Genomic DNA, 14932 nt, shown 5'->3' on the forward strand with positions numbered 1-14932 from the left:
ACGCATGCGTCATCGTCGAGTGCCTGCTCCCGGCCGGCCCCCGGCCCGGCAACGAAAGGAACTGTCAGATGAACCATCTCGAGATCCAACCCGGCAAGATGACCCTCGCCCAGGCGCGCCAGGTCTTCCAGGCCCCCGTGACCGTCGATCTGCCCGCCAGCGCCGACGCCGACATCGGCCGTGCCGTCGACTGCGTCAATCGCGTGATCGCCGAGGACCGCACCGTCTACGGCATCAACACCGGCTTCGGCCTGCTGGCCCAGACCCGTATCGAGAAGGACCGGCTCGAGGACCTGCAGCGCTCGCTGGTACTGTCCCACGCCACCGGCGTCGGCGAGGCCATGAGCGACGACCTGGTGCGGCTGATCATGGTGCTCAAGGTCAACAGCCTGGCCCGCGGCTTCTCCGGCATCCGCCGCGAGGTGCTGGACGCCCTGGTGGCGCTGATCAACGCCGAGGTCTACCCGCATATCCCGCTCAAGGGCTCGGTAGGCGCCTCCGGTGACCTGGCCCCGCTGGCCCATATGAGCGTGGTGCTGCTCGGCGAGGGCAAGGCCCGCCATAACGGCGACTGGCTGCCGGCCCGGGAGGCCCTGACCAAGGCCGGCCTGGAGCCGCTGGCCCTGGCGCCCAAGGAGGGCCTCGCCCTGCTCAACGGCACCCAGGTGTCCACCGCCTACGCCCTCAAGGGCCTGTTCGAGGCCGAGGATCTGTTCGCGGCGGCCACGGTATGCGGCTCGCTCACCGTGGAAGCGACCCTGAGTTCGCGCTCGCCGTTCGATGCCCGCATCCACGAGGTTCGCGGCCAGCGCGGCCAGATCGATGCCGCCGCAGGCTACCGTCACCTGCTGGGCAGCCGCAGCGAGCTCAGCGACTCCCATGCCGACTGCGGCAAGGTCCAGGACCCCTACTCGCTGCGCTGCCAGCCTCAGGTGATGGGCGCCGCACTGACCCAGATCCGCCAGGCCGCCGACGTGCTGGCCATCGAGGTCAATGCGGTCTCCGACAATCCGCTGGTGTTCGCCGAACAGGGCGACATCATCTCCGGCGGCAACTTCCACGCCGAGCCGGTGGCCATGGCGGCCGACAACCTGGCGCTGGCCATCGCCGAAATCGGCTCGCTCACCGAGCGCCGCGTGTCGCTGATGATGGACAAGCACATGTCCCAGCTGCCGCCCTTCCTGGTGGAGAACGGCGGGGTCAACTCGGGCTTCATGATCGCGCAGGTCACCGCCGCCGCTCTGGCCAGCGAAAACAAGGCCCTGGCCCATCCGCACAGCGTCGACAGCCTGCCCACCTCAGCCAACCAGGAAGACCACGTCTCCATGGCACCGGCCGCCGGCAAGCGCCTGTGGGAGATGGCCGATAACGTGCGCGGCATCCTGGCCATCGAATTGCTGGCCGCCTGCCAGGGGCTCGACTTCCGCCAGGGCCTGGCGACCACCGCCCCGCTGGAAGAGGCCCGACACGCCCTGCGCGAGCGCGTTGCCTACTACGACCGCGACCGCTTCTTCGCCCCCGACATCGAGGCCGCCGAGGAGCTTCTGGCGGCACGCACCCTGAGCCACCTGGTGCCCGCCGAACTGCTGCCCAGCCACTGAGCCGGCGCTCTACCGCTCGCCCTCCCGACCACGGCGGGAAGGCGGGCGGCTCGCCCTTCCAACAACAATTCGCTCCACAAGGACCTTCCATGAATGCAGTCGTACTGGCCATCCTGGTGATGGTCGTGCTCAGTCTCGCCCGCGTTTCCGTGGTCTTCGCCCTGATTGCCGCTTCCCTGGTCGGTGGCCTCTACGCCGGCATGCCGATCGGCGAGATCATGGACGCCTTCAACGACGGCCTGGGCAACGGCGCCACGGTGGCCATCTCCTACGCCGTGCTCGGCGCCTTCGCCGTGGCGCTGTCGCGCTCAGGCGTCACCGAGCTGCTCTCCGCCCGGGCCATCGGTCGGCTCAAGCTCGACGAGGGCATCCCTCGCCGCAAGACGATCGCCCTCACCCTGCTAGGCGCGCTGCTGGCCTTCTCGATCAGCTCCCAGAACCTGATCCCGGTGCACATCGCCTTCATCCCGGTGCTGGTGCCGCCGCTGCTCAAGCTGATGAACCACCTGAAGCTCGACCGCCGCGCCGTGGCCTGCGTGATCACCTTCGGCATCACCGCGCCCTACATGCTGCTGCCGGTGGGCTTCGGCTCGATCTTCCTCCACGACATCCTGCTGGCCAACCTCAACGAGGCCGGTGCCTCGCTGGGCCTGTCGGTGACGCCGGGCATGGTGCCCACGGCGATGATCGTGCCGATCGGCGGCATGGCGCTGGGGCTGGCCACCGCGGTGCTGTTCAGCTACCGCGGCAAGCGCGAGTATCGGGACCTGGACCTGGCCCACGGCGACGAGAGCCAGGCCCAGGCCGCCGGCCACCTCAAGCCCTGGCAACTCGGCGTGCTGGCCATCGCCCTGGGCGGCACCGTGGCCACCCAACTGGTGACCGGCTCCATGGTGCTGGGCGGCATCTTCGGCTTTGCCGTGCTCTCGGTCAGCGGCGTGTTTCGCTGGCACGAACAGGACGGCATCTTCACCGAAGGCATGCGCATGATGGCGCTGGTCGGCTTCATCATGATCTCGGCGTCGGGCTTCGCCAGCGTCATGCAGGAAAGCGGCCAGGTCGAGACCCTGGTCACCACCTCTACCGAGCTGATCGGCGACAACAAGGGCCTGGCCGCACTGATCATGCTGCTGGTCGGCCTGTTCATCACCATGGGCATCGGCTCGTCGTTCTCGACCATCCCGATCATCGCCTCGCTCTATGTGCCGCTGGCCATCAACTTCGGCTTCTCGCCGATGGCCACCGTGGCGCTGGTCGGCACCGCCGCCGCCCTGGGCGATGCCGGCTCCCCGGCCTCGGACTCGACCCTCGGCCCCACCGCCGGCCTCAACGCCGACGGCCAGCACGACCATATCTGGGACAGCGTGGTGCCCACCTTCCTGCACTACAACATCCCGCTGATCGCCTTCGGCTGGCTCGCCGCCATGACGCTGTAAGCCCCGCCGCCGGCTCGCGACGAGCCGGCGGCCCCGGTTTCCTGGCGTCGAGGGATCAGATGACTACAATGGGCGCTTCGTTTTCCGCCCATACCCTCGACACTCCCGCAAGGAACCCTCATGAACGCCATCGTGCTTGCCATCCTGGTCATGGTCACCCTGAGCCTGATGCGGGTGTCCGTGGTCTTCGCGCTGATCGCCGCCACCCTGGTCGGCGGCCTCTACGCCGGCATGCCGATCAGCGAGATCATGGACGCCTTCAACGACGGCCTGGGCAACGGCGCCACCGTGGCCATCTCCTACGCCGTGCTCGGCGCCTTCGCCGTGGCGCTGTCGCGCTCCGGCATCACCCAGCTGCTGTCCCAGAAGGCCATCGCCGGGCTGCACCTGGACGAGGGCATTCCCCACCGCCGCACCATCGTCTTCACCCTGCTCGGCGTGCTGCTGGCCTTCGCGATCAGCTCCCAGAACCTGATCCCGGTGCACATCGCCTTCATCCCGGTGCTGGTGCCGCCGCTGCTCAAGCTGATGAACCACCTCAAGCTCGACCGTCGCGCCGTGGCCTGCGTGATCACCTTCGGCATCACCGCCCCCTACATGCTGCTGCCGGTGGGCTTCGGCTCGATCTTCCTCCACGACATCCTGCTGACCAACCTCAACGACAACGGCCTGGACGTCACCGCGGCCATGGTGCCCACGGCGATGATCGTGCCGATCGGCGGCATGGCGATCGGCCTCGCGGTCGCTCTCCTGCTCAGCTATCGCCGCCGACGCGACTACGAGGACCGCGACCTGGCCCACGGCGACGAGACGCCCGCCGAGGCCGCCGGCCACCTCAAGCCCTGGCAGATCGCGGTGCTGGCCCTGTCGCTGGTCGGCACCGTGACGGTGCAGCTGATGAGCGGTTCCATGGTGCTCGGCGGGCTGTTCGGCTTCGCGCTGCTGTCGGTGAGCGGCGTCTTCCACTGGCACGAGCAGGACGACATCTTCACCGAGGGCATGCGAATGATGGCGCTGGTCGGCTTCATCATGATCGCCGCGGCCGGCTTCGCCAGCGTCATGCAGGCGAGCGGACAGGTGGAGACCCTGGTCTCGAGCTCCACCGAGCTGATCGGTGACAACAAGGGCCTGGCCGCGCTGGTCATGCTGCTGGTCGGCCTGTTCATCACCATGGGCATCGGTTCGTCGTTCTCGACCATCCCGATCATCGCCTCGATCTACGTGCCGCTGGCCATCGGCTTCGGCTTCTCGCCGATGGCCACCATCGCCCTGGTCGGCACCGCCGCCGCCCTGGGCGACGCCGGCTCCCCGGCCTCGGACTCGACCCTCGGCCCCACCGCCGGCCTCAACGCCGACGGCCAGCACGACCATATCTGGGACAGCGTGGTGCCCACCTTCCTGCACTACAACATCCCGCTGATCGCCTTCGGCTGGCTCGCCGCCATGACGCTGTAAGCCAGCGAGTCGCGTCACCACGCAAGAGGCCCCGCCGAGCGATACCGGCGGGGCCTCTTCCTGTCAGCAGAAGGTCTCGGCGATGCGGGACTCAGCCGCGCACGCAGCAGCTCTTGCCCTTCTTCCCACTGCCGCACGGGCAGGGATCGTTGCGTCCCGGCTTGAGGCGCGTCACCGTGGGCTCGCCGTCGACGTAGACCCAGCGGCCTTGCTCGCGGCGAAAGCGCGAGCGCTCCTCCAGCGCGCCCCAGCGGCGCCCCTCGCGGAAGGTGGCGCGAAAGTGCACGGTGCCCTCGTCACCCGACTCGCCGTGGTCGAGGATCTCCAGGCGTATCCACTGGTTCGGGTCGTCGTCCGGCAAGGCCGCCGGCCGCGTCTCGGGCGCCCAGCTCTCGAGCAGGTAGTCGGTCAGACCCAGGGCGAAGGCGCTGTAGCGCGAGCGCATCAGCGCCTCCGGCGTCGGGGCCGGCTCGCCGTGGTGGTAGCGGCCGCAGCAGGCGGAAAGCGCCAGGCCGCTACCGCAGGGGCAGTCGTTCGGAATCGTCATCGGGGCTCTCGTATCGATCGTGAATGGGGATCAGGGGCGACGGCGCTTGGTCCGCGCGGTGGCCTCGGCCGACCACGGATCCTCCGGCCAGGGGTGCTTGGGGTAGCGGCCGCGCATGTCCTTGCGCACCTCGGGGTAGCCGTTGGCCCAGAAGCTCGCCAGGTCCGCGGTGACCTGCAGCGGGCGCCGCGCCGGCGATAATAGGTGCAGCAGCGGCGCGACCCGGCCGTCGACCAGCCGCGGCGCTTCGCGCCAGCCGAATACCTCCTGCAGCTTGACCGCGAGCACCGGCGTCTCGCCGCGATAGTCCAGCGCGATTCGCGAGCCGCTGGGCACCGTCAGGTGGGTCGGCGCCAGGTCGTCGAGCCGGGCCGACTGGCCGACGGCGAGGCCGTCGCGCAGGATCCGCGAGAACGGCAGCGCCTCGACCTCGCCGAGGCGCGTCAGTCCTGCCAGGTAGGGACCGAGCCAGGTGTCCAGCGTGTCGAGCAGCGCCGCATCGGACCAGTCCGGCCAGGCGTCGCCCAGTTCGCGACGCAGCAGCGCCACCCGGGCACGCAGCTGCTCGGTGGCTTCATCGAACGGCAGGCCGCGGCGGCGCACCGCCTCGAGCAGCGCTCGCTGGGCGGCTCCAGGCGTCAGGGTCTGCAGGGGCCGACGCTCGAGCACCACCGCCCCGAGGCCACGTCGCCGCTCGCCGACCAGCCGTCCGCGCTCATCGGACCATTCGAGATGGTCCCGCCACTGGCCGGCCTCCGGATGCAGCACGGTCAGCCGCGCCTCGTCCAGGGCCGCGGCGCGGAAGATTCGGCCGCCGCCGCCCTCGCCGTCCAGGGCCACCGCCACCAGCAGCCCGGCGTGGGCCAGCGGGTGCGCTTCGGGTAGCGTGGCCTGCCCGCCGCCGGCCAGGCGAAAGCGCCCCGGCGAGAGTCGCTGGGCGATGCGCTCGGGCCAGGCCAGCGCCAGCAGTTCGCCGAGCGCGTCCAGCCGCGGTGCCGCCAGTCGACAGCCCATTAGGCCCGCCAGCCGCTTGGCGTCGCGGTGCCAGGCGCGATCCTCCCCGGGGTTCGCGAAGCGCTTCTCGAGCGCCGCCGCCAGATCGCGCTCGTCGTCGGCACCGCGCCCCTCGAGCAGCGCCGCCAGCCCGCAGGCCAGGACCTCGGCATCGAGCTCGGCGGCACGCTCCAGCATCACCGCCAGGCGCGGGTGCGTCGGCCAGCGCGCGCAGGCGCGGCCCAGCGCCGTCAGCCGATGGGCGTCGTCCAGCACGCCGAGGCCGCGCAGCAACTCGCGCCCGGCGGAAAGCGCCCCCGCCGGGGGCGGCGTGATCCAGGTCAGCGACTGCGGCTCGGTGATGCCCCAGCGCGCCAGCTCGAAGGCCAGCGGGGCCAGGTCGGCCTGGCGAATCTCCGGCTCGCGGTCCGGCGCGAGCGGCTGCTCCTCGGCCCACAGCCGGTAGCAGACCCCCGGCCCCTGGCGGCCGGCACGCCCGCGACGCTGGTCGGCACTGGCGCGATTGACCCGTCGGGTCTCGAGGCGCGTCAGCCCGGTGCGCGGCTGGAACACCGGCAGCCGCTCCCGGCCGGCGTCGATCACGATGCGCACGCCCGGCACGGTGACGCTCGATTCGGCGATGGCGGTGGCCAACACCACCCGGCGCCGCCCCTCCGTATCCGCGGCGAGCGCCCGGCGCTGGGCCTCCAGCGGCAAGCGGCCGTGGAGCTCATGAACCGCCACGTCGGGCATCCGCTCGCAAAGCGCCCTCGCCAGGCGCCGGATCTCGCCGACCCCGGGCAGGATCACCAGCGCATCGCCGTCGTCGGCCGCCAGGGCCTCGGCGACCACCGCCGCCTGATGACGCACCGGTTCGTCCCGTGTCGGGGGCGGTCGGTGACGGGTCGTCACCGGGAACTGGCGCCCCTCGCACTCGATCACCGGCGTGGCCTCGCCGAGCACCGCGGTGAGCGAGGCCACGTCCAGGGTCGCCGACATCACCAGCAGCCGCAGGTCCTCGCGCACCGACTGGGCGTCGAGGGTCAGCGCCAGGCCGAGATCGGCCTCCAGGCTGCGCTCGTGAAACTCGTCGAAGATCACGCCGGCCACGCCCTCGAGCAGCGGATCGTCCTGGAGCATGCGCGTCAGCACGCCCTGGGTGACCACCTCCAGGCGCGTCTCGGGGCCGAGGCGGGACTCGCCGCGCATGCGGTAGCCCACCGTCTGCCCCACCGGCTCGCCGAGCGACTCGGCCATGTGCCCGGCCGCCAGCCGGGCGGCCACCCGGCGCGGCTCGAGCAGCAGCAGACGCTGCCCGCGGCACCAGCCGGTGTCGAGCAGCGCCAGCGGCACCCGAGTGGTCTTGCCCGCCCCCGGCTCCGCCACCAGCAGGGCGCGGGAGTGGACCGCCAGGGCGGTGCGGATATCGGCCAGTCGCGGCTCGATCGGCAAGCTTTCAAGGGTGGGCTCGTCAACGCTTTGCTTCATGTTCATCTTCGCTTCCAAGGCCCGCGATACCGCGCATTTCGCGAATATCGGGGCCGCTCTGCTTCGTTGAATGCCAATGCATGACCGACGCTTGCCCCGCCGTGACGCGATGACTAGCCTTGGCTCTCGGCATCTTGACCAAAAGGTCAGGAAATGACATTTTCATCCAACCACCCACAACAACAACAGGGTATCGGCATGCAACAGACATCCACCCGCCCCGCCGGGGAGCTTAGCGCGGACACCTCTCAGCAGGAGGGCCTGCCGCTCCTCGACCGCTGGTTCGGCGTCACCCGTCGCGGCTCGACGCTCAAGATCGAGATCCTCGCCGGGATCGCCACCTTCCTGGCCGGGATGTACATCATCGTGGTCAACCCCGCCGTGCTCTCCGACGCCGGCATTCCCTTCTCCGCCGCCCTCTCGGCCACGGTGCTGATCAGCTTCATGAGCAGCCTGGCCATGGGCCTCTACGCCCGCAACCCCATCCTGGTCGCTCCGGGCATGGGCATGAACGCGCTGTTCACCTACACCCTGGTGCTCGGCGCCGGCCTGAGCTGGGAGGTCGCGCTGGGCTGCGTCTTCTGGTCGGGGGTGATGTTCGCGGTGCTCGCGGTGTTCAACGTGCGCCGCGCGATCATCGAGGCCATCCCCGCCTCGCTGCGCTATGCCATCACCTGCGGCATCGGGCTGTTCATCACCTTCATCGGGCTGCAGAACGCCGGCTTCATCGTCGGCAGCGACGCCACCCTGGTGTCGCTGGGCGCCATGGACGCCCACCTGGCGACCTTCTTCCTGGGCCTGGTGGCCACGGCGGTGTTCGTGATCCTGCGCTTCAACGGCGCGCTGATCATGGGCATCGCCCTGACCACCCTGATGGCCGCGCCCATGGGCCGGCTGTGGGGCGACGAGGTGATGGTGGCCTGGAACGGCCTGGCCGCCTGGCCGGACTTCAGCGCCGTGATGCAGGTCGACATCCTCGGCGCGCTCAAGGTGGCCTACCTGCCGTTCATCTTCGTGATGCTGTTCACCAACTTCTTCGACGCCCTGTCCTGCTTCATGGCGCTGTCGGAATCGGCGAACCTCAAGGACGAGGACGGCAACCCGCGCAACCTCAAGCGCTCGATGACCGTGGACGCCTTCGCCTCGATGATCGCCGCACCGCTCGGCACCAGCGCCGCCCAGACCTTCATCGAATCCGGCGCCGGCGTCGCCCAGGGCGGCCGCACCGGCCTGGTGGCGGTGGTGATCGCGCTGCTGTTCCTGCCGTTCCTGTTCCTCTCGCCGCTGCTGTCGCTGGTGCCCGGCATCGCCACCGCGCCGGCGCTGGTGCTGGTCGGGCTGTTCATGATGGCGCCGATTTCCAAGATCGACTGGCAACGCTTCGACCAGGCCTTCCCGGCCTTCCTGGCGATCATCCTGATGCCGCTGACCTACTCGATCACCTTGGGCATCGCCTTCGGCTTCATGAGCTTCGTGCTGATCAAGGTCGCCACCGGCCGGATCGAGGAGATCAAGCCGGCCATGTGGGTGTCCGCGGCACTCTCGGTGCTGCTGCTGGTCACCGCTCAGTGAGCGAGGCCTGACCCGACGGCGCCCGGGCCGCGGGGTGCTTCACCCCGCAGCCCTTGATCACCACCTGGGTCAGGAACTCGGTGATCCGCTCCAGGTCCTCGTCGGAAAGCGCTTCCCGGCCGGTGATGCCCAGCACCTGGGCCTCGAAGTCGGCATAGTGCTGGGTGGAGGACCAGATCAGGAAGATCAGCCACACCGGGTCGACCGGGTCCATCAGGCCCCGGTCGGCCCATTCGCGGAACACCGCCGCACGGCTCTGCACCCAGTCGCGCAGTTCACCGCTCAGGTACTCCTGGAGGAAGGGCGCGCCACCGAGGATCTCGCTGGCGAACAGCCGGGAGCCTTCGGGATGGCGCCGCGACATCAGCATCTTCGAACGAATGAAGGCAGACAGCACCTCGGCCGGATCGTCCTCCGCCGAAATGTCGTCGAGCATGGCGTTCCAGCGCTCCATCATCCGCTCCAGCAGGCGAACGTAGAGCTTGCGCTTGCTGCCCATGTAATAGAGGACGTTCGACTTGGGCAGTCCCGCCTGCTCGGCGATCTCCTGCACGCTGGCGCCGCGATAGCCGTGGCGGGCGAAGACCCGCTCCGCCGCCGCCAGGATCGCCCGCTCGTTGCGCCGCCGGATGGCGCCCCCTTCCTGTTCACTGTTGTCTACCTTGGCCATGGGCCCTCGTCGCTCCCGAAGACGTTCTTGGGGCAAGAGATTGCCTGACAGGCCGGCACCAAGGCAATTCCGAGAGCCGGGAGCGAAAAAAATGCCGGGGAAACTTGCCAAAGCTGACCACATGGTCAAGAATTAACTCAACCCGTGACCACCGGCCTACACAACCACAAACGGAGCCGACCATGATCGACTTCTATCTCAACGGCAGGCGGCAGCGCTGCAGCGACGTGACCGCCGACACCAGCATCCTCGAGCTGTTGCGCACCCGGCTCGGCCAGACCGGCACCAAGGAAGGCTGCGCCTCCGGTGACTGCGGCGCCTGCACCGTGGCCATCGGCGAGCCCGATGCCGCCGGCGGCGAGCTGGTCTACCACAACGCCAACGCTTGCATCACGCCGGCCCATCAGCTGGACGGCTGCCACCTGGTCACCGTGGAAGGCCTGGCCTCCGGCGAGCGCCTCCACCCGGCCCAGGCCGCGATGGTCGACTGTCATGGCAGCCAGTGCGGCTTCTGTACGCCGGGTATCGTGATGTCGCTGTTCACCCTCTACGAGAACCAGCGTCGCCGGCCCGCCCCGCTCACCCAGGATCGCCTGGAAGCGGCCCTGGGCGGCAACCTGTGCCGCTGCACCGGCTACCGACCGATCCGCGACGCCGCCCTGAGCATGAACGACTACCCCGCGGCCGACCCGGCCTGGGCGGAGGACGCCGCGCTCGCCGGCAACGTCGCCTGGCTGCGCCGCCCGCGCAACGGCGAGCCCGCCGCCGAGGGCCACTATGTCGCCCCCCAGGACATCGAGGCCCTGCGCGCCCTCAAGGCCAAGCGCCCCGCCGCGCGACTGGTGGCCGGCGGCACCGACCTGTGGCTGGAGACCACCCAGCAGCTCAAGGCGCTGGACGACATCATCGACGTGCGCCAGGTCGCCGAGCTGAACGCCATCGAGGAGACCGACGAGGGCTGGTGGATCGGCGGTGCCGTGACCCTGGCCCGGCTGACGCCGCTGCTCGCCGGGCCCTACCCGGCCTTCGAGCACCTGATGCATCGCTTCGCTTCCTCACAGATCCGCAACCGGGCGACGCTCGGCGGCAACGTCGCCAACGCCTCGCCGATCGGCGACACCCCGCCGGTGCTGCTGGCCATCGATGCCCGGGTGCGCCTGGACGGCCCCCGTGGCAGCCGCGAACTGCCGCTGGCCGACTTCTTCCTCGACTACAAGCGCACGGCGCTGGCCGAGGACGAGTTCATCGCCGCGATCCTCCTGCCGCGTCCGGCCGACGGCGCTAACCTGAAGGTATGGAAGCTGTCCAAGCGTCGCGAGGACGATATCTCCGCGGTGCTCGGCGCCTTCGCCTGGCGTCTCGAGGACGGCGTGATGCGCGACGTCCACCTGGCCTTCGGCGGCATGGCAGCGATTCCCCGCCGCGCCCCGGCGGCCGAGGCCGCCCTGGAGGGCCGCGCCCCGGACGCCGAGGTCTTCGCCGCCGCCCGTTCGGCGCTGGCCGAGGAGCTCGCGCCGATGTCCGACGTGCGCGGCAGCGCCGACTACCGCCGCGTCGCCGCCGGCAACCTGCTCGAACGCCTGCGCCTGATGATCGCCGCCGAGGGCGGCCAGGCCGACAACAACAGCGACAACCGCGATTCCGTGACCAAGGTGACTCTCGATGCGTACGCTCACTGACATTGCCCAAGACACCTCCCGGCGCAACCAGGGCGACGCCCCCCTGGCCCGCGAGACCGTCGACCCCCGGGGCGGCGCCGGCAGCTCTCGCGCCCACGAGAGCGCCGTCAAGCACGTCACCGGCCGCGCCGCCTACATCGACGACATCCCGAGCCCGGCCGACACCCTGCACGTGGCCCTCGGCCTGTCGCCGGTGGCCCACGGTCGGCTGACCCGCCTGGACCTGGACAAGGTCAGGTCCGCCCCGGGCGTGGTGGACGTCATCACCCTGGCCGACGTGCCCGGCCACACCGATATCGGCCCGGTGTTCCCCGGCGACCCGATCTTCGCCAGCGACGAGATCAGCTACGTCGGCCAGAGCCTGTTCGCGGTCGCCGCGGAGAGCCACAAGGCCGCCCGCCTGGCGGTCAAGGAAGCTGTGGTCGAGATCGACGAGCAGCCGGCCTCGCTGGATCCCGTGGCCGCCGCCGAGCGCGGCGACTTCGTGCGCCCCACCCACACCCACGAGCGCGGCGACTGGCGCCAGGCCCTGCTGGACGCGCCCCACGTCCTGGAGGGCGAGCAGTTCGTCGGCGGCCAGGAGCACTTCTACCTGGAGGGGCAGGCCTGCCTGGTCCAGCCCACCGAGGACGAGGGGGTGATGGTCTACACCTCCAACCAGCACCCCAGCGAGACCCAGAAGCTGGTCGCCGAGGTGCTCGGCATCCCCTTCCACGCGGTGACCATGGAGATGCGCCGCATGGGCGGCGGCTTCGGCGGCAAGGAGACCCAGGCCTCGCCCTGGGCGTGCATCGCCGCGCTGATCGCCCGGCGCACCGGCCGGGCCACCAAGATTCGCCTGCCCCGCGCCGAGGATTCCCGGGCCACCGGCAAGCGCCACCCCTTCCATAACCGCTATCGGCTGGGCTTCGACGACCAGGGCGTGCTGGCCGGCGGCGAGATCACCGTGATCGGCGACTGCGGCTACTCGCCGGATCTCTCCGACGCCATCGTCGACCGCGCCATGTTCCACTCCGACAACGCCTATTCCCTGGGCGATGCCCGGGTGACCGGCCAGCGGGCCAAGACCCATACCGCGTCCAACACCGCCTTCCGCGGCTTCGGCGGCCCCCAGGGCATGATGATCATCGAGCGCGCCATGGACGACATCGCCCGTCACCTCGGCGAGGACCCGCTGACCATCCGCAAGCGCAACCTCTATCGCGCGAAGGACTCCGACGGCAAGCCGCGGGACGTGACCCACTACGGCCAGCGGGTCGAGCAGCTCGGCCTGCTCCACGACCTGATCGGCCAGCTCGAGGCCAGCAGCGACTACTGGAACCGCCGCCGCGAGATCGCCGCCTTCAACGCCGAGAGCCCGATCATCAAGAAGGGCCTGGCGCTGACCCCGGTCAAGTTCGGCATCTCCTTCACCGTCCAGCACCTCAACCAGGCCGGCGCCCTGCTGCTCGTCTATACCGACGGCAGCGTGATGATCAACCACGGCGGCACCGAGATGGGCCAGGGCCTGCACACCAAGGTCTGCCAGGTGGTGGCCCGCGAGCTGGGGCTCGATCTGGAGCGTGTGCGCATCAGCGCCACCCGCACCGACAAGGTGCCCAACACCTCGCCCACCGCCGCCTCCAGCGGCGCCGACCTCAACGGCCAGGCCGCCCGCGACGCCGCCAGCAAGCTGCGCGAGCGGCTGTTCGACTTCGCCGCCAGCCACTTCGACCGCGAGGCCGGCGGGCTCGACCGCGAGGCCATGCGCCTGGAGGACGGCCAGCTGGTGGCCGGCATCGGCGAGGCCGAGCGGCGCATTCCCTGGGGCGAGCTGGTCCAGGAGGCCTACATGGCGCGGGTGTCGCTGTCCGAGAAGGGCTTCTACGCCACCCCGCTGATCCACTACGACCGCGCCACCGGCCGCGGCCGCCCCTTCTACTACTACGCCCACGGCGCCGCCGTGGCCGAGGTGGAGGTCGACACCCTGTCCGGCGAGTACCGGGTCAGCCGCGCCGACATCCTCCACGACGTCGGCGAGTCCCTGAACCCGGCCATCGACATCGGCCAGATCGAGGGCGGCTTCATCCAGGGCATGGGCTGGATGACCAGCGAGGAGCTCAAGTGGAACGACGCCGGCCGGCTGGTCTCCGACGGCCCGGCCACCTACAAGATCCCGGCCTTCGGCGACCTGCCCGAGACCTTCAACGTCTCGCTGCTGCAGGGCCATCCCAACTCCCAGGCCAGCATCTACCGCTCCAAGGCGGTGGGCGAGCCGCCGTTCATGCTGGCCATCTCGGTGTGGTCGGCGCTGCGCGATGCCCTGGCGAGCCTGGCCGACTACCGGGTCAGCCCGGCGCTCGACACCCCGGCCACGCCGGAACGGGTGATGATGGCCGCCGAGGCCCTGCGCCAGGCCGAGCCGGTTTCCGCCGCGAGGCCCGACCATGCACCGGCCTGAAGCCTGGCACGCGGCGCTCGATCGCCTGCAGCGCCAGGCCCGCCCCCACGCGCTGGCAAGCGTGGTGGGGGTAGCCGGCTCCACGCCGAGGGAGCCCGGCGCCAAGATGGTGATCACCGAGGACGCCGTCCACGACACCCTGGGCGGCGGCACCTTCGAGCTGCAGGTCATCGAGGCGGCCCGCGAGGCGCTGGCCGCGGGCCTCACCGACACCCGGCTCGAGGCCTTCCCGCTGGGCGGGCGTTCCGGCCAGTGCTGCGGCGGCTACGTGCACGTGCTGATCGAGCTGTTCGCCGGCGCCGAGATGGACGTGGCGCTGTTCGGCGCCGGCCACGTCGGCCAGGCGCTGGTCGAGGTGCTGGCCCCGCTGCCCTGGCGGGTGCTGTGGTTCGACAGCCGCGAGGACGCCTTTCCCGACGGCGGCACCGACCGCGAGCGCCTGCATCACCGACGCTTCGTGATGGGCGCCGAGGGCCGCGAGGCGGCCGCCGCCGTGGCCTCGCTACCGGCCGGCTGCCATGCCCTGGTGATGACCCACGATCACGCCGAGGATCGCGCCCTGGTCGACGCCCTGCTGCGCCGCGGCGACTGCGCCTCGATCGGCCTGATCGGATCGGACAGCAAGTGGGCGAGCTTCCGCCGCCGGCTCAGCGAGGCCGGCCACGACGAAGCGGCCCTGGCCGGCGTGCGCTGCCCGATCGGCGTGCCCGGCGCCCACGGCAAGCGGCCCTACGAGATCGCCCTGGCGGTGGCCGCCGAGCTGCTGACGCTCAAGCCCGCCGACGCGCGGCCCGACCGGCGCGGCATCGCCCCGGAGCAACTGCGCGAGGCCTTCCCGTCAGCCCGCTGAGGACGATCGTTATCGAGAGTCCGGACGCCGAGCTGTCTCGGCGACAAGGCGTCGCGAGGCGCTGTAGACCCATCCATGGGCGCTACTTTTGCCATCCATGGCAAAAAACCTCGCTTCGACTTGTCCCCGGCGCACGGCGTCCATGACCTTGAAGCCAACATCGCGTTGCGTCGGCCGAACCGGCGCCGATTGGAGAGATTC

10 protein-coding genes are annotated in these 14932 nt (G+C 70.4%); 7 read left to right on the top strand and 3 right to left on the bottom strand.

The window, feature by feature from the left end:
- The first annotated feature begins 68 nt into the window (after window positions 1–68).
- From hutH to ACXAFN_RS17635, 3 genes are all read left to right on the top strand, one after another.
- Window positions 69–1601 (top strand): histidine ammonia-lyase, encoded by a 1533-nt coding sequence (gene hutH / locus ACXAFN_RS17625; RefSeq protein WP_474990878.1) that lies wholly within the window; start codon window positions 69–71, stop codon window positions 1599–1601.
- Between the two features lie 89 nt (window positions 1602–1690).
- Complete coding sequence (locus ACXAFN_RS17630) at window positions 1691–3037, top strand: Na+/H+ antiporter family protein (protein WP_474990880.1); 1347 nt, start codon at window positions 1691–1693, stop codon at window positions 3035–3037.
- A gap of 120 nt (window positions 3038–3157) precedes the next feature.
- A complete protein-coding gene (locus ACXAFN_RS17635; RefSeq protein WP_474990882.1) occupies window positions 3158–4492 on the top strand; it encodes a Na+/H+ antiporter family protein in 1335 nt (444 codons plus the stop codon).
- 91 nt (window positions 4493–4583) lie between these two features.
- Here ACXAFN_RS17635 and ACXAFN_RS17640 read toward each other — a convergent pair whose 3' ends face one another.
- The gene (locus ACXAFN_RS17640; RefSeq protein ID WP_474990884.1) at window positions 4584–5039 is read right to left on the bottom strand and encodes a YchJ family protein; all 456 of its coding nucleotides are present in this window, start codon (window positions 5037–5039) and stop codon (window positions 4584–4586) included.
- Window positions 5040–5069: 30 nt separating this feature from the next.
- The gene (gene hrpB, locus ACXAFN_RS17645; RefSeq protein ID WP_474990886.1) at window positions 5070–7520 is read right to left on the bottom strand and encodes an ATP-dependent helicase HrpB; all 2451 of its coding nucleotides are present in this window, start codon (window positions 7518–7520) and stop codon (window positions 5070–5072) included.
- A 198-nt stretch (window positions 7521–7718) separates the two neighbouring features.
- On the opposite strand from hrpB, the gene ACXAFN_RS17650 reads away from it, so the two are divergent.
- Window positions 7719–9092 carry an NCS2 family permease gene (locus tag ACXAFN_RS17650; protein ID WP_474990888.1) on the top strand — a complete coding sequence of 458 codons (1374 nt, stop codon included), beginning with the start codon at window positions 7719–7721 and terminating at the stop codon, window positions 9090–9092.
- Here the strand turns inward: ACXAFN_RS17650 and ACXAFN_RS17655 are convergent.
- A complete protein-coding gene (locus tag ACXAFN_RS17655; protein WP_474990890.1) occupies window positions 9079–9762 on the bottom strand; it encodes a TetR family transcriptional regulator C-terminal domain-containing protein in 684 nt (227 codons plus the stop codon). The two genes, ACXAFN_RS17650 and ACXAFN_RS17655, sit on opposite strands and share 14 nt — an antisense overlap.
- A 182-nt stretch (window positions 9763–9944) precedes the next feature.
- Between ACXAFN_RS17655 and xdhA the strand changes: the two genes are divergently transcribed.
- The 3 genes from xdhA to xdhC are packed head-to-tail and all read left to right on the top strand — an operon-like array spanning window position 9945 to window position 14731.
- On the top strand, window positions 9945–11441 hold the full coding sequence (gene xdhA, locus ACXAFN_RS17660; RefSeq protein WP_474990892.1) for a xanthine dehydrogenase small subunit: 1497 nt from the start codon (window positions 9945–9947) through the stop codon (window positions 11439–11441).
- Window positions 11425–13881, top strand: coding sequence for a xanthine dehydrogenase molybdopterin binding subunit (xdhB, locus tag ACXAFN_RS17665; protein ID WP_474990894.1), 2457 nt, complete (start codon window positions 11425–11427; stop codon window positions 13879–13881). Before xdhA ends, xdhB begins: the two co-directional genes overlap by 17 nt.
- On the top strand, window positions 13868–14731 hold the full coding sequence (gene xdhC, locus ACXAFN_RS17670; protein WP_474990896.1) for a xanthine dehydrogenase accessory protein XdhC: 864 nt from the start codon (window positions 13868–13870) through the stop codon (window positions 14729–14731). The genes xdhB and xdhC overlap by 14 nt, the downstream gene beginning before the upstream one ends.
- Window positions 14732–14932 lie beyond the last annotated feature (201 nt).

This window comes from Halomonas sp. ABH4_019, from assembly GCF_056159885.1.